The sequence below is a fragment of the Curvibacter sp. GW821-FHT09D12 genome, from assembly GCF_059416245.1.
This window is the reverse complement of sequence record NZ_JBWKOU010000009.1, coordinates 196,564-219,163: the sequence shown is the minus strand read 5'-3', so window position 1 is coordinate 219,163 and position 22,600 is coordinate 196,564. Positions and strand designations below refer to the sequence as shown.

The window sequence follows — 22,600 nt, the reverse complement described above, 5'->3', positions numbered from 1 at the left end:
GCACTGCGTCTCAGGGTTTCCACCTTTTTTGAAATTACGCATTGCGGACTATAGTTACGCTATTCAAAATACCCACGGCGCCATGACCACCCCCCAAGACACCCCGGCCCCCGCCGCCCGCTGCCCCATAGACCATGCCGCGCTGACGGGCCAGCGCTCGCCCACCGGCTGCCCGGTGAGCCCCGCCGCCGCGGCCTTCGACCCGTTTTCAGACGGCTACCAGCAGGACCCGCCCGAGTACGTGCGCTGGGCCCGCGAGCAAGAGCCGGTGTTCTACAGCCCGCAACTGGGCTACTGGGTGGTGACGCGCTACGACGACATCAAGGCGGTGTTCCGCGACAACCTGACCTTCAGCCCGTCGATCGCGCTGGAAAAGATCACCCCCACGGGTGACGAAGCCAACGCGGTGCTGGCCCAGTACGGCTATGCCATGAACCGCACCCTGGTGAACGAAGACGAGCCCGCCCACATGGCACGCCGCCGTGTGCTGATGGAGCCCTTCACACCCGAGGCCTTGAAGCACCATGAGCCGCTGGTGCGCCGCGTGACGCGCGAGTACATCGACCGCTTCGTCAACGATGGGCGCGCCGATCTGGTCGATCAGATGCTGTGGGAGGTGCCGCTGACCATCGCCCTGCACTTTCTGGGCGTGCCCGAGGAGGACATGGACCAGTTGCGCCAGTACTCGATCGCCCACACCGTGAACACCTGGGGCCGCCCGCGCCCTGAAGAGCAGGTGAAGGTGGCCCATGCGGTGGGCAATTTCTGGCAACTGGCCGGCAAGATCCTGGACAAGATGCGGCAAGACCCCAGCGGGCCGGGCTGGATGAAATACGGCATCCGCAAGCAGGCTGAGTACCCCGATGTGGTGACCGACTCTTACCTGCACTCGATGATGATGGCAGGCATCGTGGCGGCCCATGAGACCACCGCCAACGCCACCGCCAACGCCCTGAAGCTGCTGCTGCAGCACCCCAGCGCCTGGCGCGAGTTGTGCGAAGACCGCAGCCTGATCCCGAGCGCGGTGGAAGAGTGCCTGCGCCACAACGGCTCGGTGGCGGCCTGGCGGCGCCTGGCCACGCGCGATGTGCAGGTGGGCGGGGTGGACATTCCGGCCGGCAGCAAACTGCTGATCGTGATGGCTTCAGCCAACCACGACGAGCGCCGCTTTGCCGATGCCGACCTGTTCGACATCCGGCGCGATGATGCGAGCGAGCACCTGACTTTCGGCTACGGCGCCCACCAATGCATGGGCAAGAACCTGGCCCGCATGGAGCTGCAGATCTTCATCGACGAGTTTGCCCGCCGCCTGCCCCACATGCGGCTGGCCGAGCAGACCTTCAGCTACGTGGCCAACACCTCGTTCCGCGGCCCCGAGCACCTGTGGGTGGAGTGGGATCCGGCCGCCAACCCCGAACACCACCGACCCGAGCTGCACGAGGCCCTGCAGCCTGTGCGCATTGGCGAGCCCTCGCGCCACGCCACGGCGCGCCCGGTGCTGGTGGACAGCCTCACGCCCCTGAGCGCCGACACCTTGCGCCTGCGCCTGCGCTCGGTGGACGGCCAGCCTCTGCCACGTTGGACGCCCGGCGCGCACATCGATGTGGCCTGCGGCAGCACGGGCCTGTCGCGCCAGTACTCGCTGTGTGGAGACCCGGCCGATGCATCGGTTTACGAGATTGCGGTGCTGCGCGACCCCGCCAGCCGGGGCGGCTCGGCCTGGCTGCACGAACACTTGCGTGTGGGCGAGCGCCTGCGGATCCGCGGCCCGCGCAACCACTTCCGGTTCGACGAAGCGGCCCAGCGCGTGATCCTGCTGGCCGGGGGCATCGGCATCACGCCGATCCGCGCCATGGCCCGGCGCGCCGCCGCCTTGGGGATCGATTACCAGGTGCACTACTGCGGGCGTTCTCGCGCCAGCATGGCCTACCTGGCCGAGATGGTGGCCGACCATGGCGCGCGCCTGCACGTGCATGCCAGCGACGAGAGACAGCGCCTGGACCTGGGCGCCCTGCTGAGCGCCCCCCAGGCCGGTACCCAGCTGTATGCCTGCGGCCCCGAGCGCTTGCTGCAGGCCCTGGCCGAGGCCGGCGCCCACTGGCCCGAGGACAGCCTGCACACCGAGCACTTTCACGCCCAGCCCACTGAGCTGGACCCGAGCCGCGAACACGCCTTCGAAGTGGTGCTGAAGGATTCGGGCCTGACGCTGCCGGTGCCGGCCGACCAAACCGTGCTGTCGGTGCTGCGCGCGGCCAACATCGATGTGCAAAGCGATTGTGGCGAGGGCCTGTGCGGCTCTTGCGAGGTGCGGGTGCTGGGCGGCCAGGTCGACCACCGTGACGTGGTGCTGACCCGCGGCGAGCGCGAGGCCCACAACCGCATGATGGTGTGCTGCTCACGCGCCTGTGGCGGGCAATTGGTGCTGGAACTCTAAGCCCCTCCACCCCCCTGCCAAGGCCCTTCGTTGAAGGGCTTTTTTTCTTTCAACGCTTTATCAACGCTTGATTCGGAGAATGCAAAGCGGCTCAGGGAGAAAAACGCACTATCGCCGGCCCCTTGGGGGCCGGCGACCTGTGTGAGCCACACTTTCCACCTTTCTTTTCCAGCACCTCGGGGAGCATCCATGCCAGGTATCACGATCGTCTACAGCGCCATAGCGACCAATGCAGCCACCAACGCCGTCCCCACCTTGGGCACGGCGGCGACTGTCGGGTTGTCGGTTCTGGCTGCGGCGGCCGGGGCCTGGGGCATGAGGGGGCGCGGAACCGGGCAGCGCATGCTGGCGGTCGGCTTGTGCAGCGGCGCCTTGGTGGCCATGCTGGCGAGCGGGCTGGGTGCCTCCGCTTGGGCTCTGGTACGCGACTCTTTCAGCAACGCCGCGGGCGGAACCTTGGTCTACGACTCTGGTGTGAACGCCGCCGACACCTGGAGCGGCCTGGGCACCACGCCGAGCGATGCCTTTCGATGTGGACAAACCTCCGGTGCTCTGACCAACACCACCAGCAGCACGCTGCAAATCACCTCGATCCAGCCCAATGGGGGCACCACCCTCGACACCCAGGCCGGAGACTACACACTGGCCTACACAGGTCTGTCGGCGCCACAGTGCCAGGCCAGCGTGACACAGTTGACACCCGGGCAAGCCTGCCAGGTGATCGCCTACACCGGCGGCTGTTGAGGCGGCACACGCCCCGGCAGGCCCTCACTGTGCTTGCGTCGCCCCCAGGCTCACGCTGATGGCGGCGGCCTCGCGCAGCACCAGCGGTGCAATCGGGCCCGCCAGGCCTGGGTCAAAGCCGCCGCTCGCGCCCAAAGCGGTCAGCACGGCCACCACCCGCCCGCTGTAGTCGGTGATGGGCGCCGCCACCGCGCTGATGCCCGGCAGCAGCGAATCGCGGGCGATGGCGCAGCCCTGCGCCCGCACCTGGTCACGCAACTGCTCCAGGCTGTGCACGCCCAGGTGGGCACGCTGCTGCGGGCTGGCCTGGGCCAGTTCGTCTTGCAGGCGGCGCCATTGGGCCGCGTCGTCCAGCGTACTCAGAAACACCTGTCCGGTGGCCGACCACAGGGCCGGCAACACCGAACCGGCGCGCACATTGATGGTGACGGGCAACAGCGGCTCTTCGAAACGCATGATGGTGGGGCCCAGATTGCCCATGATGGCCAGGAAACAGGTCACCCCCAGTTCATCGCGCAGGCGGATCAGGGCGGGCTCGCTGCGCCGCACCGGGTCGTTCTGGCGCATCGCTGCCAGGCCGATCTGGATCGCCTCGGGCCCCAGGCGGTAGTGCTGGGTGCTGCTGTCCTGCACCACCAGATCTTCCTGGATCAGGCTGGCCAGGTAGCGATGCACCTTGGCGGTGCTTTCATCGACCGCCGTTGCCACGGCCGTCAGGCTGGCCGTGCCGCCCAGGCGCGCCAGGGCTTTGAGGATGCCCATGCCCATTTCAGCCGATTGCACGCGCTGGCGTCGCTCGGGGGTGCGGGGTGGGCTGGGATCTTCGCTCATGGAGGGGTTCCTGGTCAAGGGGCGGCGTTACAAATCAACATTATGGGCAGACCCCGGCCCGGACCCGCGCCCGCCATCGCCTTGGTGAAAGCCCTAGCGGCAAGTTACGCATTGCGCAGTAATCTTACGCATTAACCATTGATAACCCACAAACCGCCTTCCGGAGCCTCCCTTTGAAAAAATTCGTCCGTGCCTGCCTGCTGGCCCTGCCTGTTTTGCTGAGCCTTCACGCCGCGCCCACCCTGGCCCAGGCCAGCTACCCGAACAAACCCGTGCGCTGGATCGTGCCCTATCCGGCCGGTGGTGGCTCCGACTTTCTGGCCCGCACCATCAGCCAGGCCTGGTCGACCAGCAGCGGCCAGACCGTGGTGATCGACAACAAGCCCGGCGGCAACACCGCCATCGGGGCGGTCGAGACCGTGCGCTCGGCGCCCGATGGCTACACCGTTCTGTCGGCCGACAACGGCACCATGGTGTTCAACCCGGCGCTGTACTCCAAGCTGTCGTACGACCCGGTCAAGGACCTGGCCCCGGTGACGCTGATGGGACGCTTTCCGATGATCTTGGTGGTGGGCCCGGGCTCGGACGCGAAGGACGCCAAAGATTTCATTGCCAAGGCCAAGGCTCGCCCCGGCAGCGTCAACTACGGCTCGGCCGGCGCCGGCAGCCCGCACCACCTGGCCATGGAAATGCTCAAGGTCGAGGCCAAACTGCACCTGGTGCACATCCCCTACCGTGGCGCGGCGCCAGCCCTGGCCGATCTGGTGGGCGGGCAGATTCCCGCCATGATGGTCGACATGGCCGCAGGCGCGGGCTTCATCAAGGCCGGCAAGGTGCGCCCGCTGGCAGTGGCCAACCCCACCCGCCTGCCGCAACTGCCTGATGTCCCCACCTTTGCCGAAATCGGCCTGAAAAACGTCGAGGCCGCCGCCCTGGTGGGCCTGGTGGCCCCGGCCGGCACCCCGACCGAGGTGGTGAACTCGCTGCAGAAACAGATCGCGGCCGCCATCGCCCAGCCAGCGGTCAAGCAGCGGCTGATCGATTTCGGTGTGGAACCGGTCGGCAACACCCCGCGCGAATACATTGAATTGCTGCGCAAGGAAACCGTGCGCTGGCACCGCATCATCAAGGACCAGGGCATCTCGCTCGATTGAGCCGGCCATGCCGCCAGCGCGCTGTGGCCGGCATCCCGGCACGGCGATTGCTTGAATGCGGCATGCCGTCCCTGGTGGCTGGTGCGCGCCAGCCGCCCCATGCAGCGGCCAGACCGTCCCCGGACGATCTGGTCGTTTTTCATTCCAATCCCAGACCCTGCACGATGTTCACCACCCGCCTGTCGATCGCCAAAAAGCTGGCCTCCCTGCTCTGCCTCATTCTTGCGCTGTTTCTATGCAGCGGGCTGTATGGCATCTTCAAGCTGCGCGCCATCACGCAGGAGATGAACACCATGTTCGATCAATCGCTGGCCATCGAGCGCATTGCCAGCGACTGGTACCGCAACTTCACCAATGCCGTGCAACGCACGACCGCCACGGTGAAAAGCAACGACCCGGCCCTGGCCACGCTGTTCAGCGCGATTGCCATCGAAGGCAGCAAGCAGTCCAGCGTGCAGCAGCAACAGATCAAGGAACGACTGGTTGACGAAGGCGACAAGCAGCTGTTTGCCGAGATCGGCGAGCACCGCAAGGTCTTTCTGGCCGTGCGCGACGAGATCAACAAGCTCAAGGCCTCGGGCGACGCCGCGGGTGCCGAGCAGATGTTCAACGACAAGTACCTGCCGGTGTCCACGGCCACTGACGGCAAGATCAAGGAGTTGCTGTCGCGCCAGCGCCAGCGGCTGGACGACGCGGGCGAGCGCATCCGTTCAGCCAGCACCCAGGCCACCACCTTGCTCACCGCGCTGTGTGCCGGTTCGATCCTGCTGGCGGCACTGCTGGCCTGGCGCATTTCGCTGAGCATCACCCGCCCGCTGCAGGACGCCCGTGAAGTGGCCCACAAGATCGCCAACATGGACCTGTCCGGCAACGTGATCCAGGTGCACAGCGGCGACGAGACCGGCGAACTGCTGCAGGCCCTGTCGAGCATGCGCACGGCACTGGAAACCACCCTGCTCGATGTGCGTCAGGTGGCCGACCACATCGCCACCGCCACAGGCGAGATCGCCTCGGGCAACGCCGACCTGAGCCACCGCACCGAAGACACGGCCACCCACTTGCAATCGACCGCCAGTGCCATGGAGCAACTGAGCGCCACAGTGCACCAGTCGGCCGATGCCGCCAGCACGGCCAACCAGTTGGCCAGTACCGCGGCCTCCGTGGCGGCGCGGGGCGGTGAGGTGGTGTCCAAGGTGGTCTCGACCATGGACGAGATCAACCAAAGCTCACGCAAGATCAACGACATCATCGGCGTGATCGACGGAATTGCCTTCCAGACCAACATCCTGGCGCTGAATGCGGCTGTGGAAGCGGCCCGTGCCGGCGAACAAGGTCGGGGCTTTGCCGTGGTGGCGGGCGAGGTGCGCAACCTGGCCCAGCGCAGTGCCCAGGCAGCGCGCGAGATCAAGGGCTTGATCGGCACCTCGGTCGAGAAGGTCAGCGACGGAACCCGCCTGGTCCAGGAGGCTGGCAGCACCATGCAGGACATCGTCAACAGCGTGCAGCGGGTGAGCGACATCATTGGCGAGATCACCGCCGCTTCGGTGGAGCAATCCAATGGCATCCGCCAGGTCAGCACCTCGGTCACGCAGCTCGATCAGATGACCCAGCAGAACGCAGCGCTGGTGGAAGAATCCGCCGCAGCGGCGCAAAGCCTGCGCGAGCAGGCGGCCCGGCTGGCCGACACGGTGGGCCGTTTCCGGCTGCGCCAGGGCGCCCCGGCGCTGGCCCAGGGCTCGCACCAGCGCCCGCTGCTGCGCTGACGCCCGGCGCCGGACTGTTCGAGTCCGGTCGGGTTCAGTCGGGCTTGGACGCCTGGGTGTCGGCCGCCCCCGGCGACCCGGATGAGGCCTGATCATGCTGCCGGTGATGCAGAGACAGGGCCTTGAAGTCGCCCAGCTTGAGCCCCTTGGGCAGCCCCTGCAGCACCGGCAGGCGCCACTTGCCCTGCCCCACCCGCTGCGAGCGGTAGATACCGGTGTGGCCGGAGAACAGATAGGCCATCACGCAGGCCAGCAGCGCATAGACGCCAATGTCGGCGCCAAAAAGCTCCATGGCCATGAAGGTGCAGGCCAACGGCGTGTTGGCCGCCCCGGCAAAGACGGCCACGAAGCCCAGCGCCGCCACAAAGCCCAGCGGCAACTGCAGCAGCGGCGCCAGCGCATTGCCCAGGGTGGCACCGATGTAGAACAGCGGCGTCACCTCCCCGCCCTTGAAGCCACTGCCCAAAGAGACGATGGTGAAGGCCATCTTGGCGGCGAAATCCCACGGGGCCAGGGGGTGCTGAAAGGCCTCGACGATCACTGGGATGCCCAGGCCCGCATAGCGCCAGGCATCCAGCCACCACAGTGCCGCGGCCACCAGCAGACCGCCCACCAGGGGGCGCAGCGGTGCATAGGCCACGTGCCTGCGGAACAGGCCCGACAGCGCATGCGTGCCATTGGCAAACAGCATGCCCACCAGCCCGAAAAGAACCCCCGCCAGCAACACCGCAGCCAGGCTCCAGCCCCCCAGGGCCGGGATCAGGCCCGCCGCGTAATGGGTGTGGTGAACGCCCCACAGCGTGGTGACCTGATCGCCCACCACGGCGGCCAGTGCGCAGGCCAGCAGGGCATCGTGGCGCAGCCGGCCGATGGCCAGCACCTCGAGTGCGAACACGGCCCCGGCCAACGGGGTCCCGAAAACCGAGGCAAAGCCCGCGCTGATGCCCGCCATCAGCACGATGCGGCGCTCGGTGGCCTGCAGCTTCAACAGGCGGGTGATCTGGTCAGCCAGCGAGCCTCCCATCTGCACGGCGGTGCCCTCACGCCCGACCGAGGCACCAAACAGGTGCGAGATGACGGTGCTCAGGAGGATCAGCGGCGCCATGCGCAAGGGCACCACCTGGCGGGGATCATGGATCTCGTCGATCAACAGGTTGTTGCCCGCCTCAACGGGCTGCCCCACACGCAAGTACACCCAGCCCACGGCAAAACCCGCCAGCGGCAGGCCCCAGACGATCCAGCGATGGGCCTCACGCCATTGGGTGGCGGCTTCCAGCAAGACCAGAAACAAGGCCGAGGCCGAGCCCGCCAGCAAGCCCACCACACAAGCCAGCAACAGCCAGCGCAGGGTGAGCGGAAAGAGTGCAAATTGCTCGTTCATCGTGGAAGGCTTCGGTGAGCGGAAGGAGGGTCGGGGCTCGCAAGCCGGCGCCGCCGGATCTTAGCAAAGGGCCCGGGCAAATCCGTAGCGCCGACAGGGCTTGCTTCGCTCTGGACGGTCAAAGCGCAGTGTAGGATGCTCGTAACTTCTCATTACAATTTGCGAAGAGGCCGAGCCCTGAAAGCCCCCACGACCTTGATCGCATCCGACAGCCCACGAATCCAGGGCCTGACCGAGCCGCCCTTGCCACCCACACGCCAGCATGGGCTTGGCAGGACATGGTTTGCCTTGCTGGTACTGCTGCTCGCCTGTGCCCTGTATTGGGTGCAGTTGTTGCACGACCAGTCCGAGCAACTGGACAGCGCACAGGCCCAGATCCGTTTGCGTGCCGTGCAGTTGTCACGCGCCATGGCCACCCAGGTAGGAACGCAGGTGGCCGGCCTGGACTACCTGGCCCGGACGTTGGCCCAATTGGAGGGCGAACCCGACCCGGGCCACACCCGGCGCATGCGGGCCGTGCAATCGGCCATGCAGAGCTTCCCTGAGGGCAGCCTGGTGCAGATCGCTGTGGCAGACGCCACCGGCCAGGTGGTGTATTCCACCCAGAGCCAGGGCATGCCCCGCCCGGCAGTCTCGATCGCAGATCGCGCACATTTCCGCGCCCACACCCGAGGCGCCCCACCCGCGCTGTTCATCAGCCATCCGGTGCTGGGCCGCATTTCGGGGCGTTGGACCTTGCAGTTCACCTACCCGGTGCTGCGCCAGGGCAAATTCAACGGCGTGGTGGTGTTGTCCGTGCCCCCCAGCTACCTGTCTGCCAAGCTGCGCGAGGCCCTGACCGGCGGCAACGATGTGGCCCTGCTGGCCCATCGGGATGGGGCCTACCTGGCCCGCTCGCGCCAGGAAGATCTGAGCATGACGCGCAGCGTGCCAGCGGACCGCGCTTTCATGACTCACCCGGAGCTGAGCCATGGCGAATACCAGATCACCTCGGGTATCGACAACGTCGAGCGCTTCTATGCCTGGCAGCGTCTGCGCGACTATCCGGTGCTGGTAAGCGTGGGGCTGGAACGTGAGAGCGCCCTGGCCGGGGTGGACCGCAACATCCGCGACAGCCGTCTGCGCAACGGCCTGGCCACGGCCTTGCTGCTGGCCAGTGCCGCTTGGATTGCCTTCTTGTTTGCCCGGGTCCACCGTGAGCAACATGCGCTGCAGCTGCAACATCAGCGCTATGAGCTGGCTCTGGAAGGGGGCGCCTTGGGGGCCTGGGCACTGGACGTGAGGACCGGTGTGCTGAGCCTGGACACCCGCCTGGCTGACACCCTGGGCCTGGAACCCGGTGAACTTGAACCCAGCCTGGAGGGCCTGTCGCGCCAGGCCGATGCACTCGAGTCGAGCCGCTTTCGGGCCGCCCTGGAGGCCCACCTCAGCGGCGGTAGCGACCGGTTCGAACACGTGATCCGGATGTGGGGCCGGCATGGCATGGCCTGCTGGATCCACTGGCAGGGCCGATGCACCCAACGCGATGCCGCCGGACGTCCATCGAAGCTGCACGGCACGCTGCAGGACATCACGGCCCAGCGCCAGACCGAAGCAGCGCGCAATGAACTCCAAAAGCGCCTCAGCAAACTGGTGGCCCAGGTGCCTGGGGTGGTGTACCAGTACCGGGTGGATGGGCAGCAACGGGCCAGCATCCCCTATGCGAGCCCAGGCATCGAACGACTGTTTGGCGTCACCGCCGAGGCGGTGCGGCATGATGCCAGGCCCGTGCTCAAACGGGTCCACCCAGCGGACCAGGAAGCCCTGATTCAGGGGATCACCCAGTCGGCACGCGATCTGACCCCCTGGCACGCCGAATACCGGCTGCTGCTGGAAAACGGCGGCATCCGCTGGATGGCCGGCAGCGCCAACCCCGAGCGAGAGGCCGACGGCGGCACCCTTTGGCACGGGTACAGCCAAGACATGACCGAACGCCATGAGGTGCTGGAGGCCTTGCGCCGGAGCGAAGCACGCCTGCGCCTGACGGTGGCTGCCGTGCGCGATGGCCTGTGGAGCTGGGACAGCGTGAAAAATCACGTCCAGCTTGACGCACGGTGCATGGAGATCCTGGACCACCCGGCCCAGGGCCACCGCATCCGGTTCGATGCCTGGGCAGACCAGCTGCACCCGGAGGATCGCGAACGCGTGATCGCCCAGCTGCAGCATCAGAGGACACTGGGCGAGGTCTTCGGCTTGGAGCTGCGCATGCGCACCGCGGGCGGAAACTGGCGCTGGGTGGAGCTGCGTGGCCGGGTCGCACAAGGTGGGCGCCAACCGTCCAACCTGGTGATCGGTACCCTGAGCGACATCAGTCAGCGCATGGCCGACGCCCAGTTGCGCCAAGCCTTGCTTGACAACGCCGGGGCCATCCTGTTCATCGTGGGCCCAGATCGCCGGATCCAGCTTTGCAACCAGCGGGCGGTCGACACCTTCTCAGACGGTGGCTTGCCCTTGGTGGGGCGCGATATCCGCTTCATCCACCCCGACGAAGCCTCATATGACACTTTCGGCCTGCAGTACCCCGCGGTACGCACCGGCCAAGAGGTGCAGGTGGACAGCCCGCTGCGCGTGGCCGGCGGCGGATTGCGCTGGTTCTCGATCCGCGGCACCTTGCTGAACCCACTGCAACCCGATGGCGCACTGATCTGGACCCTGGTGGACACCACCGAGCAGCGCCAGGCCGAACAGGCCCTGGGTGCGGCCCGCACCCACCTGCTGGAGGTGATCCGACACTTCCCCGGCGGCGTGCTGGTGCAAGACGCCGACGGTTCGGTGCTGACCGTGAACCCGGCACTGTGCGAACTGATCGGCGACGGTTGCACGCCTGAGGAACTGATCGGCCTGTCGCGGGTGGATGTTCGTCGGCGCGTCGGGCGCTGCGTGCTGCGCAGCCGGCCGCTGCGGCAGACACTGGAAGGCTCGCTCAACGGGCAGGAACTCGAGTTGCCTGATGGCCGCACGATGAGCATCGAGCAGATCCGCCTGGGCCATGAAGGCGCGGAACAAGGCTGGCTGTGGATTGTTCACGACATCACCCGGCACCGGCGCCGGGAGCGGGATCTGCGCCGGCTCGCCGCCACAGACTCCCTGACCGGGCTGAGCAACCGCGGCAGTTTCATCGAGCAGATGGAGCGGGCCGTGGCCGCGGTGACCCAAGGAGGCGATGGGGGCTGCTTCCTGATGCTCGACCTGGACCATTTCAAGCTCATCAACGACAGCCGAGGCCATGCCGCGGGCGATGCGGTGCTGGTCCACTTTGGGCGCTTGCTCCAGCACCATCTGTTGCGCGAAGGTGACCTGGCCGGCCGGCTTGGGGGCGAGGAGTTCGGCGTGCTGCTGCCCCAGACCACCGCCGAACAGGGTCTGGCCATTGCCGAGCGCCTGCGGGCCGCGGTGGCCGACAGCCCGGTCGACGTGGGCTCGGCCGTGCCGGTGCGGCTGACCGTGAGCATCGGGCTGACCCTGCTGCATCAGGATTCGGCCCACGTGCTGGCCCTGGCCGACAACGCGCTCTACCAGGCCAAGCACCAAGGACGCAACCAGGTGGCGTTCGAGGCCCCACACTGAGCCCGGGGGGCGCCCGCCCAGGCACGCCATGGGCCCCGCGGCACGGTGTCCGGCGGCACCGTGTTCGAATGCCGGTCAGGCCCTTCAGACCCGTCAGCGCGGCAGCACCAGGGTGGACGCCGTGTCGGCACGCAGGCCCGCGTCACCGCGATCAGGCTCGGACCGCAACTCAAAGCGGATCGGCACGATCTGGCCCGCCAGCGACAAGGCCTGGGCTGAGGCCATGCGCACCCGCACCGACTGGGTTTGGGCACCGGCAGGCGCCAGCAGCACCGGCTCGGCATCGAGCAGGGTCAAGCCCTGGGCCCCGCTGACGTGCAGCATCACGCGTTGGGGCTGGCCGCTGGCGTTCATCAGTTGCAGCCGGTACAGGTTCTCCACCTCGCCCTGCCCCACCTGGCGCGTCATCACGCTGCGGTCGCGCATGGCGTTCAGGCGCAGGGTCGGGCGCTGCAGCCAGCCCCACACCAGGGCCACCCCCACCAGACTCAGCAGCCCGCCATAGACCCAGACCCGCGGGCGAGCCAGGGACCGCCACCACGGGGCGCCCGGTGGGCTGACCCGGTCGCCTTCCAGGCTGCGCGGCGTGCTCAGGCGGATCAGACCACGTGGGGCCTTCAACTGGTCCATCACGCGGTTGCAGGCGTCGATGCAGGCCCCGCAGGCGATGCAGGCGGCCTGCAGGCCCTGGCGGATGTCGATGCCTACCGGGCAGACCTGCACGCACAGGGTGCAATCGACGCAGGCGCCCTGGTTCAGCACCCGGGCATCGGTCCCGCGCGGGCGCGAGCCTCGCGGTTCGCCACGGGGGCGGTCGTAGGCCACGATCAGGGTGTCGCGGTCCATCAAGGCGGCCTGAAAGCGCCCGTAGGGGCACATGTGCTGGCACACCTTCTCGCGCAGCACGCCGGCATGCAGGTAGGTGGCGGCCCCATAGAACAGCACCCAGAAGGCCTCCCAGGGGCCCAGCGTGGCCTGGACCACCGCAGGCAACAGGCTCCGGATGGGCGTGAAATACCCCACCAGGGTGATGCCCGTCCACAGGCCGATCAGCGCCCAGACACCGTGCTTGCCGCCACGCCGCAGCAGCTTGCTCGGGCCCCAGGCGGCACCATCCAGCCTCAGGCGGGCCTGGCGGTCGCCCTCGGTGTGGTGCTCAACCCATTGGAAGATCTCGGTGTACACGGTTTGCGGACAGCTGAAACCACACCACACCCGCCCGGCCAGGGTGGTGGCCAGGAACAGCAACAAGGCACTGAACACCAGCAAGCCGGTGAGGTAGATCAGATCTTGCGGAAACAGCACCGCCCCCAGCAGGTGGAAACGGCGACCGTCCAGATCGAACCAGACCGCGGGCTGTCCCTCCCAGAGCACCCAGGGCAAGCCGTAGAACAACAGTTGGGTGGCCCACACAAAGGCCCAGCGCCAGCGCGTGAAGGCCCCCTGAACCGAGCGCGCCTGGATGCGCAGGCCGTCGGCCAGACCGGGGATTTCGGGGGGCAAGCCGGGGCCGGCAGAACGGGCCAGGTGCAGGGTATGAGCAGGCAGATGAGACAGATCAGACATGCCCCTGATCGTGTAACGTCTTCATCTGATCCTTAAGATGCAGATTTATTGAAATTCAACAAGATCAGATTGGAATGCCCCATGCGCGAGTTGCACCGCTACGAACAACTGGCCGAAGCGTTGGCCGAAGGCATTCGCAGCGGTGTGCTGCGCGCGGGCGAGCGACTGCCCTCAGTGCGCGAAACCTGCCAGCGCCGCGGCGTGAGCCCGTCCACCGTGTTCCAGGCCTACGCGCTGCTGGAGTCGCGGGGCCTGGTCGAGACCCGCCCACGCTCGGGCTTTTTCGTGCGGGCCCAAGCCCGGGCGGCCCGCGCCATGCCCCTGACGGCAGCACCCCAGGCCGAAGCACAGCCGGTGGCCGTGAGCGAACTCGCGTTTGCCCTGCTGGGCAGCACGCGCGACGCCGAGGTGGTGCCCCTGGGCTCTGCCTTTCCAGCGCCCCACCTGTTTCCTTTTGACAGCCTGGCGCGCTGCGGCGCGCGGGCGATGCGCCGGGTCAAACCGGTGCAGATCACCAACGCCCTGACCGCGGGCGATGAGGGGCTGCGCCAGGCCCTGCTGCGGCGCTACACCTTGCAGGGCATTGCGCTGGCCGAAGACGAGCTGGTCATCACCAACGGTGCCATGGAGGCCTTGAACCTGTGCCTGCAGGCCGTGACGCAGCCCGGCGACGTGGTGGTGGTGGAGTCGCCCACGTTCTATGCGGCCCTGCAGGCGCTGGAGCGGCTGAACCTGCGCGCGGTCGAAGTGGCGACCGACCCGCAACACGGCGTGGACCTGACCGCACTGGAGGAACTGCTGCAGCGCCAGAAAGTGGCGGCCTGCTGGTTCATGCCCAATTTCCAGAACCCGCTGGGGGCCCTGATGCCGACGGATCGCAAGCAGGCCCTGGTGGACCTGCTGGCGCGGCACCACGTCGCCCTGATCGAAGACGATGTGTACGGTGAGCTGCACACCGGGGTGCAGCGCCCGCTGCCCGCCAAGGCCTTCGACCGCCAGGGGCTGGTACTGCACTGCTCATCGTTCTCGAAGTGCCTGGCCCCCGGTTACCGGGTGGGCTGGGCCGCTGCCGGCCGCCACGGGGCCGCCGTGCAAAGGCTGAAGATGATGAGTTCGCTGGCCACCTCGCTGCCACCTCAGCGTGCCCTGGCCGAGTACCTGGCGCAGGGCGGCTACGACCGCCACCTGCGCCACCTGCGCGCGGCGCTGGCGGCCCAGCACGCCCACGCCCTGGCCTTGATCGACCAGAGCTTTCCAGTGGGCACGCGGGTCACACGCCCGGCCGGCGGCTATTTTCTTTGGCTTGAGTTGCCGCCTCAGGTCGATGCCCTGCGTCTGCACGAGCTGGCCCGCCTGCAGGGCATCAGTTGCGCGCCCGGCGTGCTGTTCTCGGCCGACCGCCGTTTCAGCCACCACCTGCGCCTGAACATCGGCCACCCCGGAGACGCGCGCTTTGACGGCGCACTGCGCACCCTGGGGCACCTGGCCACGGGGCTGTGCCGCGCCCTCCCCGGGGCTGCAGGTGCGGCATCGCCGGCGGGCTGATCAGGGCCCCAGCCGCTCGATGCCCAGGGCCTTGAGCATGTACTTCTCGTACACCGGCTCGGAGCTGCCGGTTTTCATTTTGTACAGAAAATATTTCTCGAACGCGATCTTGGCCAGGTGCACCCACTTGCCCTTCTTGAACCAGTTGACGTTGCGCGGCGGAATCTGCGGCAGAGCGACGAATGCGGCCCCGGTATCGCCCATGTCGGCCAGGCAGATGGCGTTCCAGCTGCCTTTGGCCTGGGCAGGCTGGCCAGCCAGCTCAGCGGCGATGTTGTGCACGATGGCGGTCACCATGGTCTCGATCATGTAGCCGGTCTTGGGCGCGCCCGTGGGGACCGGCGTGACTTCGACAGGAGGAATGGCCACGCACACGCCGGCCGAGAAAATATTGCGGTAGCGTTTGCTGCGCTGGTGTTCGTCGATCAGGACGAAGCCGCGCGGATTGCACAGGCCTTCGACGGCGGCCACCGCCTCAACACCTTTGAAGGCCGGCAGCATCATGCTGAAGGCAAAAGGCAATTCGTGCTCTTTCTTGACCTGCCCCGCATCGTCAAGCTCAGTGACAAACATGCGCCCGGCGTCGACCCGGGTGACCTTGGCATTGGTGATCCATTTGATGTCGTTGTTGCGCAGCTCGCTTTCAAGCATCGATTTGGAATCGCCCACCCCGCCCAGCCCCAGGTGGCCGATGTAGGGCTCGCTGGTGACATAGGTCATGGGCACCTTGTGGCGCAGGCGACGCTTGCGCAGGTCCCGGTTCAGGATGAACGCAAACTCGTAAGCCGGTCCGAAGCAGGACGCACCCGGCATGGCACCGACCACCACCGGCCCAGGGGCTTCGAGAAAGCGCTGATAGTCCCCCCAGGTCTGCTCGGCGTGATCGACGCTGCAGATGGAGCGGGTATGGCCCTCCGGGCCGGAGCCGGGTACCTCGTCGAAGGAGAGCTTCGGCCCCGTGGTGATGACCAGGTAGTCATAGGCCAGGCCGGCGCCATCGGCCAGGGTCAGGCTGTTGCCCTCGGCATCGATGCGGGTGACCTGCTGGGCCACGAAATCGATGCCCTTTTTTTCGAGGTAGGGCCGAATCGGAAAGGTGATGGCTGCGCGCTCACGCCAGCCCACCGCCACCCAGGGGTTGGAGGGCACGAACTGGAAATAGTCCAGCGCATTGATCACCGTGATGCGGTGTTCGGATGGAAGTTTTTCGCGCAGCTCATAGGCCGCCGGCATGCCGCCGGTCCCTGCGCCAAGAATCACGATATGGGCCATGGTTTGTCTCCTGAGGTTGCTTGCACAGGCCTGTGCACGGACTGGGCTGCAGCTCTGTGGCTGCTGATCCCTGATGACGACTGATTGCTTACGTAGCCATTTGCTTGATCAATTAAATAAAAGACAGCAAAAAGGCACCCAGGGGTGCCTTCAGTTCAAGGGTCAGCCGAATGCAGGTGACGCCGGCTTGTTGACCGGCTTGCCGGCCGCGGCCCAGGCGTCAAAGCCACCGGCAATCGACTTGACATGGACATAGCCCATGTCCAGCAGCGAGGCGGCCGCCAGTGCGGCACGCCCGCTGGTCTTGCAATACAGCACGATCTGCAGGTCGCGGCGCTGCAGCGAAGGGTCGGCGGCCAGCTTGAACTCCAGCATGCCACGCGAAAAATGCACGGCACCCGGAATGTGGCCGGCGGCAAACTCGTCGGCTTCGCGCACGTCGATCAACACGTCAGCGTCACGCAGGGCCTGATCGGCCGTGTCGACGCTGATTTCGGTGATGCGGGCCTTGGCGGCCTGGACCAGATCCAGAGGGGTTTTCATGGGAAGCTCCGTTGAGAAAAGCAGGCAGGGATCACTTGAGGCGCTGGCCATCGGCGTCCAGCACCTCCACCGTGATGGGAATGGCGGCCCGCACGCTTTGCGTGACGGTGCAGAAGGATTCGAACTGGTCCAGCACCCGATCGAGGTGCTGAAGCTGTGACCGAGGGACGCCGAGCTGCAAGGTGGCCTGCATGCGCAGCACGCGCAGGCGGCCATCAGGTGAGCGGCCGATTTCGGCCTGCACACGGCTTTGGATGGGCTCAGGCGCCTGCTTGAACTTGCGCAAGGCAAACAGCAGCGAATCGCTCAGGCAATTGCCGACGGCCGCCGCCAGCAACTGCGCCGGCGTGGGGCCGGCGCCCTGCCCCAGGGGCGGAGGTTCGTCGCCCAGCAGCGGCGGTAGGGCAGGCCCGAAATGGATCTGGAACTGGTAATCGCTTTGCTGCCGCAGTTCGACGGTGGTCAAGGTGTTTTCAGACATGGGCACTCGCAAAAAATGGACGGGGGATTCAGTTGCGAACGATGGGCCTTTGTAGCCTGAGGGCCACAGCACCGGGGCTGCGCCCATTGAAGAGCCCGGTGTACCCGCAGCTTTGCAGGTACTGGCGGGCGCTTTCCGAGCGCATGCCCGATTGGCAGTAAAGCACCAGAGGCCGGCCCTTGTCGGGCAACTGTGAGCCTGCCAGCCGAGGCAGTTCATTGAGGGGCAGGTTCAGGGCCCCCTCGACATGGCCCGACTGGAATTCGCCAGGGCTGCGCACATCGACGATCAGGGCCTCTTCGGGCCAGGGTTCAGCGGCCGCACGGTCTCCGCCGCCGAGTATTTTCGAAAACCAGTTCATGGCAAGACACTCCGTCAAAGATCAGGGTTGAGGGCCAGCCGGGCGTTCAATCGGGCGAGGCTGCCCTCATCGAGGCGGCCCAGCAGGGCGTCCAGCGCCAGGCTCTGCTGCAACACTTCGATGCGCCCTTGCATCAGGCCCAACTCGGCCGCCATGTGGTCATTTTCGGCATTCAGCAGATCCAACGTGGTGCGGTCGCCCACGCTGCGCCCCAGCCGTGTGGCCGCCAGGCGGGCATTGGCGGCCTTGAGGCTGGCCTGCAAGGCGGCCACGCGCCCGGGCGCGGTGCTCAAGGTCAACCAGGCCGAGCGGCTTTGCTGGCTGATCTGCAGGCGGGCCTGATCCAGCTCCGCGCGGGCCTGCTCCACGCCGCGCAAGGCCTCTTGCTGGCGGGCATCACGCCAGCCACCGGTGTACAGGGGCACCCGCAGCTGCAGGCCGATCATCTGCTGGCGGGCATCGTTGCTGGCCTGGCCATAGTCACCCGACCCCGTCAGGTGCTGACGCGTGGCCTGGGCCACGAGGTCCAGCGAGGCCGAGGCGCTTGCGTCAAGGCTGCGCACCTCGGCCTCGGCCACGGCCACGCGGGCCTGCAGCAAAGCCAGGCCCGGGTGGCCGGCCAAGGCCTGATCGCGGACCTGCTCCAGCGCTGCCGGCGGCGCCGGGAGGTCGGCCGCCGAGGGCTGGGCCAGGGGCAGTTGCAGGCCAGGAAGCCCGCTGGACTCACGCAGCGCGGCCAGCGCCACCTGCAAGGCGTTGTCGGCCTCCAGGGCCTGGGCCTGCAGGCCTTGGGCCCGGGCCTCGGCCTCGTGGATGTCGGTGACCGGGGCATCGCCCAGGCGGAAGCGGTCTTGGGCCTCGGTCAGCATGCGCTGCACGGCCTGCTGCTGCTTTTGCAACAGGCTCAGGCGCCGGGCCGCCAGCACGGCGTCGAAGTAGCGCTGGCTGGTGTGGAGCATCAGGTCCTGACGCGTGAGGCGGGCCTCCAGTTCGGCGGCCTCGGCGGCCTGCTCCAACTGGGTGCTGCGGGCAGCGCGCTCGCCGTTGATCAGGGGTTGGCGCAGGCCCAGCGTCCATTGACTGGCCCGGCCACCGTTCACCGAGGTACCGAACGCGACCCCGGTGGACTGGCCAAAGCCGGGGGCCGAAAAGCTCGCACCGTTCATGGCCGAACTGGCCGTCATCAGGCCGGCGCCACCCGTGACTTCAACCCCAGGTCGCCACAGTGCCCGTGCCTGCTCACGCCGGGGCGCGGCCTGCCCGCCCTGGGCCAGCGCCCGGGCCGCTTCGGGATCGTTCTGGCTGGCGGCGCGCCAGACCTCCAGCAGATCGGCAGCCGGGGTAGACAGCGAGGCCAACAGGGCCGCCGCCGCCAGCAGGGGTTTGGCCGTTCGCATGGCTCAGCAGCCGCCCGGCACACCCAGCTTGCGCAGGATGCTTTCCATCAGACACCAGTGGGTGATGGCGCTTTGCAGCAGATTGAGGCCCACGAAGGCGGTGAATGCCAGCCACCACGTGCTGAGGAACAAGGGGCTGCCAGGCACCCCCAGGGCCAATGACAGCAGGATGAAGGTGCCGGCGACCAGGCGCACGATTTGCCACGATTTCATGAGAAAGCTCCTTGGATTCAGGTCGAAGGTCAGGTCGAGGTTCAGCTCGAAGAAGGCGCTGCGAAACGCCGCCGGTAGGCCGCGTAGTACAGCGTGGGAATGAGCACCAGGGTCAGCAGCGTGGAAACGCCGATGCCGAAGATCAGCGAGATGGCCAGGCCGTTGAAGATGGGGTCATCGAGGATGAAAAACGCACCCAGCATCGCGGCCAGCCCGGTCAACAAAATGGGCTGGGCCCGGGTGACGGCCGAGTGGACGATGGCTTGCTTGAAAGGCACGCCCTCGCCCACTTGCAGGTGGATGAAATCGACCAGCAAGATCGAGTTGCGCACGATGATGCCGGCCAGCGCGATCATGCCGATCATGCTGGTGGCGGTGTACTGGGCCCCCAGCAAGGCATGCCCGGGCATCACGCCGATGATGGTGAGCGGGATCGGCGCCATGATGATCAAGGGCGTGAGGTAGGAGCCAAACTGGGCCACCACCAGCAGGTAGATCAGGATCAGGCCCACGCCATAGGCGGCACCCATGTCGCGGAAGGTCTCGTAGGTGATCTGCCACTCGCCATCCCATTTGAGGGCGTAGTCGCGCTGCGACTCGGCTGGGGCCTGAATGAAGTACTCCTGCAAGGCAGCGCCGCCGGGTGACACCAGGGCCTGGATGGAACGGCGCATCTTGAACAGACCATACAAGGGGCTGTCGATGCGGCCGGCCATGTCACCGGTGACGAAGTTCACGGGCTGCAGATCCTTGTGATAGACCGGCTGCTCACGCTGGCTGTCGCTCAGGCGGACCAGCTCGCGGATGGCCACCGCCCGGCCCGAAGGGCCGCGCACCTGCAGCTGCAGCAGGGCCTCAAGATCGCCCTGACGCTCCGGGGGCAGGCGCAGCAGCACCGGCGTGGGGTACTTGCTGGCATCGCGCAGGTAGGTGGCGGCTTCGCCACTGAGGCCAGCGCGCAAGGTGGCCACGATGGCGGCCTGCGGGATGCCCGCGGCGGCGGCCTTTGGCCGGTCGATCAGCACCAGCTTGCGCGGGGCCACGGCGATGGAAGAGTCGTCGACATCGACCACCGATTCGGTCTGGCTGAAGATGGCTCGCACCTGCCTTGCCAGGCTGAGCCGGCCTTCAGCCGTGGGGCCATAGATCTCGGCCACCAGCGGAGCCAGCACCGGGGGGCCCGGGGGCACTTCAACCACCTTGACGTTGGCACCGAAGCGTTGGCCGATCTGCTGCAGCGCCGGACGCAGGCGGCTGGCAATCGCATGGCTTTGCTCGCTGCGGTGGTGCTTGTCGACCAGGTTGACCTGCAGATCGCCCAGCTCGCTGCTGGCGCGCAGGTCGTACTGGCGCACCAGGCCATTGAAGTTGATCGGGGCCGCCGTGCCGGCATAGGCCTGGTAGTCGGTGACCTCGGGTTGCTGGGCCAGAAAGACCCCCAGCTCATGCAACACGGCCGCCGTCTGCTCAACTGGCGTGCCAGCGGGCAGGTCGACCACGACCTGGAACTCGGACTTGTTGTCAAAGGGCAGCATCTTGAGCACCACCAGGCCCGCGACCGGCAAGGCCACCGACACGGCGATCAGGCCGGCCACCGCCAAGCCCAGCAGGTGGCGGTTGCGGGCGCCCCGCTGCTCGTCGAGCAAAGGGGTGAAGACGCGATGAAAGCCCTGCTCCAGGCGCGATGCGAGGCCGGTGGCGGAACCCTGTGCGCTGGCCGCCCCGGTGCTTGAGGCATGGGGCTTCATCCACAGGAGCGACAACCACGGCGTGACGATGAAGGCGATCAGCAGCGACAGCAGCATGCCCATGCTGGCATTGATGGGGATGGGGCTCATGTAGGGGCCCATCAGGCCGCTGACAAAGGCCATGGGCAGCAGCGCGGCGATCACGGTGAAAGTGGCCAGGATGGTGGGGCCCCCCACTTCATCCACCGCGCCAGGAATGAGTTCGGCCAGGGTCTTGCCGGGGTGCAGCAGTTGGTGGCGGTGGATGTTCTCGACCACCACGATGGCGTCATCGACCAGGATGCCGATGGAGAAGATCAGCGCGAACAGCGACACCCGGTTGAGGGTGAAGCCCCAGGCCCAGGAAGCGAACAGGGTGACGGTGAGGGTGAGGATCACGGCGCTGCCGACGATGGCCGCCTCGCGCCGGCCCAGCGCGACGAACACCAGGGCCACCACCGAGGCGGTGGCGAACAGCAGCTTCTGGATCAGCTTTTGTGCCTTGTCGTTGGCGGTGGCGCCGTAGTTGCGGGTTTCAGCCACCTGCACGGCCTCGGGGATGAGGGTGTTGCGCAGCTGGGCCACGCGGGCCATGACGCCGTTGGCCACGTCGATGGCGTTTTCGCCAGGCTTCTTGGTGATGGCCAGCGTGACAGCAGGGTATTCGCTGCCGACCGCCTTGGCGTCAGTGCCCTGCCCTGCGCCCAAGCCATGCCACACCAGGCTTGTGGCCGCCGGGGCGCCATCGCGCACCTCAGCCACATCGCGCAGGAACACAGGCCGGCCTTCTCGCACCGCCACCACCAGATCGGCCACTTCACGGGCACTGCCCAGGTAAGGGCCGGCTTCGATCGCCAGCGCTTGGTTGGCCTGCAGCAGATCACCCAGAGGAGCGCCCTGGTTGGCCCCTTGAAGGGCCCGGCGCAGGTCGTCCAGGGTGATGCCCAGGGCGGCCATGCGCGCCACGTCCAATTGCACCTGCACGGCATGACCCGGCCCCCCCAGGCTGCGCACTTCGCGGGTGCCAGGCACGCGCTTGAGTTCCAGCTCCAGGCTGTGTGCGACACGCTCCAGGTCGTAGGCACCGATGGCAGGATCGGGGCTGTACAGGGTCAGGCTCACGATGGGCACATCGTCGATGCCTTTGGGTTTGATCAGGGGTTCGAGCACGCCCAATCCGGGCGGCAGCCAGTCGTTGTGGCTGCGCACGGTGTCGTGCAGGCGCACCAGCGCCTCGGTGCGCGACACGCCCACCTTGAATTGAACGGTGACCACGGCCAGGCCGGGGCGCGACACCGAGGTGACGTGCTCGGTGCCGGCCATCTGCGCCAGCACCTGCTCAGCCGGCGTGGCCACCATCTGCTCGACATCGGCCACGCTGGCCCCCGGGAAGGGAATCAGCACGTTGGCCATGGTGACGTTGATCTGGGGTTCTTCCTCACGCGGGGTGACCAGCACGGCGAACAGGCCCAGCAGCAAGGCCACCAGGGCCAGAAGGGGGGTGATCTGAGCGCTCTGGAACAACGCTGCGGTGCGGCCCGCCAGACCCAGGCGGGGGGCGTCATGCTTGGGGTGGTTCATG

16 protein-coding genes are annotated in these 22,600 nt (G+C 67.1%); 6 read left to right on the top strand and 10 right to left on the bottom strand.

The window, feature by feature from the left end; translation table 11 throughout:
- Window positions 1–82: 82 nt before the first annotated feature.
- Both AC07PT_RS16800 and AC07PT_RS16795 read left to right on the top strand, forming a co-directional pair.
- Window positions 83–2,434 (top strand): cytochrome P450/oxidoreductase, encoded by a 2,352-nt coding sequence (locus tag AC07PT_RS16800; RefSeq protein WP_494657415.1) that lies wholly within the window; start codon window positions 83–85, stop codon window positions 2,432–2,434.
- A gap of 189 nt (window positions 2,435–2,623) precedes the next feature.
- The gene (locus AC07PT_RS16795; protein WP_494657414.1) at window positions 2,624–3,178 is read left to right on the top strand and encodes an IPTL-CTERM sorting domain-containing protein; all 555 of its coding nucleotides are present in this window, start codon (window positions 2,624–2,626) and stop codon (window positions 3,176–3,178) included.
- Between the two features lie 24 nt (window positions 3,179–3,202).
- Here the strand turns inward: AC07PT_RS16795 and AC07PT_RS16790 are convergent, their stop codons facing one another.
- The gene (locus tag AC07PT_RS16790) at window positions 3,203–4,009 is read right to left on the bottom strand and encodes an IclR family transcriptional regulator (protein ID WP_494657413.1); all 807 of its coding nucleotides are present in this window, start codon (window positions 4,007–4,009) and stop codon (window positions 3,203–3,205) included.
- A 173-nt stretch (window positions 4,010–4,182) separates the two neighbouring features.
- On the opposite strand from AC07PT_RS16790, the gene AC07PT_RS16785 reads away from it, so the two are divergent.
- Window positions 4,183–5,163, top strand: coding sequence for a Bug family tripartite tricarboxylate transporter substrate binding protein (locus AC07PT_RS16785; RefSeq protein ID WP_494657412.1), 981 nt, complete (start codon window positions 4,183–4,185; stop codon window positions 5,161–5,163).
- 164 nt (window positions 5,164–5,327) lie between these two features.
- Window positions 5,328–6,926, top strand: a complete 1,599-nt coding sequence (locus AC07PT_RS16780; RefSeq protein ID WP_494657411.1) for a methyl-accepting chemotaxis protein — start codon at window positions 5,328–5,330, stop codon at window positions 6,924–6,926.
- Window positions 6,927–6,960: 34 nt separating this feature from the next.
- Here the strand turns inward: AC07PT_RS16780 and AC07PT_RS16775 are convergent, their stop codons facing one another.
- Window positions 6,961–8,307: a voltage-gated chloride channel family protein gene (locus tag AC07PT_RS16775; protein ID WP_494657410.1), complete on the bottom strand. Its 1,347-nt coding sequence runs from the start codon at window positions 8,305–8,307 to the stop codon at window positions 6,961–6,963.
- Between the two features lie 195 nt (window positions 8,308–8,502).
- On the opposite strand from AC07PT_RS16775, the gene AC07PT_RS16770 reads away from it, so the two are divergent.
- Window positions 8,503–11,913 carry a diguanylate cyclase gene (locus tag AC07PT_RS16770; protein WP_494657408.1) on the top strand — a complete coding sequence of 1,137 codons (3,411 nt, stop codon included), beginning with the start codon at window positions 8,503–8,505 and terminating at the stop codon, window positions 11,911–11,913.
- 93 nt (window positions 11,914–12,006) lie between these two features.
- On the opposite strand, the gene ccoG is transcribed toward AC07PT_RS16770, so the two are convergent.
- Window positions 12,007–13,479 (bottom strand): cytochrome c oxidase accessory protein CcoG, encoded by a 1,473-nt coding sequence (gene ccoG / locus AC07PT_RS16765; protein ID WP_494657407.1) that lies wholly within the window; start codon window positions 13,477–13,479, stop codon window positions 12,007–12,009.
- A gap of 81 nt (window positions 13,480–13,560) precedes the next feature.
- Between ccoG and AC07PT_RS16760 the strand changes: the two genes are divergently transcribed.
- Window positions 13,561–15,024: an aminotransferase-like domain-containing protein gene (locus AC07PT_RS16760; RefSeq protein ID WP_494657406.1), complete on the top strand. Its 1,464-nt coding sequence runs from the start codon at window positions 13,561–13,563 to the stop codon at window positions 15,022–15,024.
- Here the strand turns inward: AC07PT_RS16760 and AC07PT_RS16755 are convergent, their stop codons facing one another.
- The 7 genes from AC07PT_RS16755 to AC07PT_RS16725 form a co-directional block, all read right to left on the bottom strand.
- The gene (locus AC07PT_RS16755) at window positions 15,025–16,296 is read right to left on the bottom strand and encodes an NAD(P)/FAD-dependent oxidoreductase (RefSeq protein ID WP_494657405.1); all 1,272 of its coding nucleotides are present in this window, start codon (window positions 16,294–16,296) and stop codon (window positions 15,025–15,027) included.
- Between the two features lie 162 nt (window positions 16,297–16,458).
- Window positions 16,459–16,839, bottom strand: coding sequence for a rhodanese-like domain-containing protein (locus tag AC07PT_RS16750; protein ID WP_494657404.1), 381 nt, complete (start codon window positions 16,837–16,839; stop codon window positions 16,459–16,461).
- 31 nt (window positions 16,840–16,870) lie between these two features.
- Window positions 16,871–17,320 carry an OsmC family protein gene (locus tag AC07PT_RS16745; RefSeq protein WP_494657403.1) on the bottom strand — a complete coding sequence of 150 codons (450 nt, stop codon included), beginning with the start codon at window positions 17,318–17,320 and terminating at the stop codon, window positions 16,871–16,873.
- A 28-nt stretch (window positions 17,321–17,348) separates the two neighbouring features.
- A complete protein-coding gene (locus AC07PT_RS16740) occupies window positions 17,349–17,681 on the bottom strand; it encodes a rhodanese-like domain-containing protein (protein WP_492346520.1) in 333 nt (110 codons plus the stop codon).
- Between the two features lie 14 nt (window positions 17,682–17,695).
- The gene (locus AC07PT_RS16735; protein WP_494657402.1) at window positions 17,696–19,078 is read right to left on the bottom strand and encodes a TolC family outer membrane protein; all 1,383 of its coding nucleotides are present in this window, start codon (window positions 19,076–19,078) and stop codon (window positions 17,696–17,698) included.
- Window positions 19,079–19,081: 3 nt separating this feature from the next.
- The gene (locus AC07PT_RS16730) at window positions 19,082–19,291 is read right to left on the bottom strand and encodes a YgaP family membrane protein (protein ID WP_019577041.1); all 210 of its coding nucleotides are present in this window, start codon (window positions 19,289–19,291) and stop codon (window positions 19,082–19,084) included.
- A 41-nt stretch (window positions 19,292–19,332) separates the two neighbouring features.
- Window positions 19,333–22,599 carry an efflux RND transporter permease subunit gene (locus AC07PT_RS16725; protein WP_494657401.1) on the bottom strand — a complete coding sequence of 1,089 codons (3,267 nt, stop codon included), beginning with the start codon at window positions 22,597–22,599 and terminating at the stop codon, window positions 19,333–19,335.
- Between the last annotated feature and the right edge of the window lies 1 nt (window position 22,600).

Excerpts from the sequence above, each read along its gene's own strand:
- AC07PT_RS16775 (WP_494657410.1), bottom strand. The coding sequence starts at position 8,307 with ATGAACGAGCAATTTGCACTCTTTCCGCTCACCCTGCGCTGGCTGTTG.
- AC07PT_RS16755 (WP_494657405.1), bottom strand. The coding sequence starts at position 16,296 with ATGGCCCATATCGTGATTCTTGGCGCAGGGACCGGCGGCATGCCGGCG.
- AC07PT_RS16725 (WP_494657401.1), bottom strand. The coding sequence starts at position 22,599 with ATGAACCACCCCAAGCATGACGCCCCCCGCCTGGGTCTGGCGGGCCGC.
- AC07PT_RS16745 (WP_494657403.1), bottom strand. The coding sequence starts at position 17,320 with ATGTCTGAAAACACCTTGACCACCGTCGAACTGCGGCAGCAAAGCGAT.
- AC07PT_RS16740 (WP_492346520.1), bottom strand. The coding sequence starts at position 17,681 with ATGAACTGGTTTTCGAAAATACTCGGCGGCGGAGACCGTGCGGCCGCT.
- AC07PT_RS16795 (WP_494657414.1), top strand. The coding sequence starts at position 2,624 with ATGCCAGGTATCACGATCGTCTACAGCGCCATAGCGACCAATGCAGCC.
- ccoG (WP_494657407.1), bottom strand. The coding sequence starts at position 13,479 with ATGTCTGATCTGTCTCATCTGCCTGCTCATACCCTGCACCTGGCCCGT.
- AC07PT_RS16750 (WP_494657404.1), bottom strand. The coding sequence starts at position 16,839 with ATGAAAACCCCTCTGGATCTGGTCCAGGCCGCCAAGGCCCGCATCACC.
- AC07PT_RS16780 (WP_494657411.1), top strand. The coding sequence starts at position 5,328 with ATGTTCACCACCCGCCTGTCGATCGCCAAAAAGCTGGCCTCCCTGCTC.
- AC07PT_RS16800 (WP_494657415.1), top strand. The coding sequence starts at position 83 with ATGACCACCCCCCAAGACACCCCGGCCCCCGCCGCCCGCTGCCCCATA.
- AC07PT_RS16730 (WP_019577041.1), bottom strand. The coding sequence starts at position 19,291 with ATGAAATCGTGGCAAATCGTGCGCCTGGTCGCCGGCACCTTCATCCTG.
- AC07PT_RS16790 (WP_494657413.1), bottom strand. The coding sequence starts at position 4,009 with ATGAGCGAAGATCCCAGCCCACCCCGCACCCCCGAGCGACGCCAGCGC.
- AC07PT_RS16760 (WP_494657406.1), top strand. The coding sequence starts at position 13,561 with ATGCGCGAGTTGCACCGCTACGAACAACTGGCCGAAGCGTTGGCCGAA.
- AC07PT_RS16735 (WP_494657402.1), bottom strand. The coding sequence starts at position 19,078 with ATGCGAACGGCCAAACCCCTGCTGGCGGCGGCGGCCCTGTTGGCCTCG.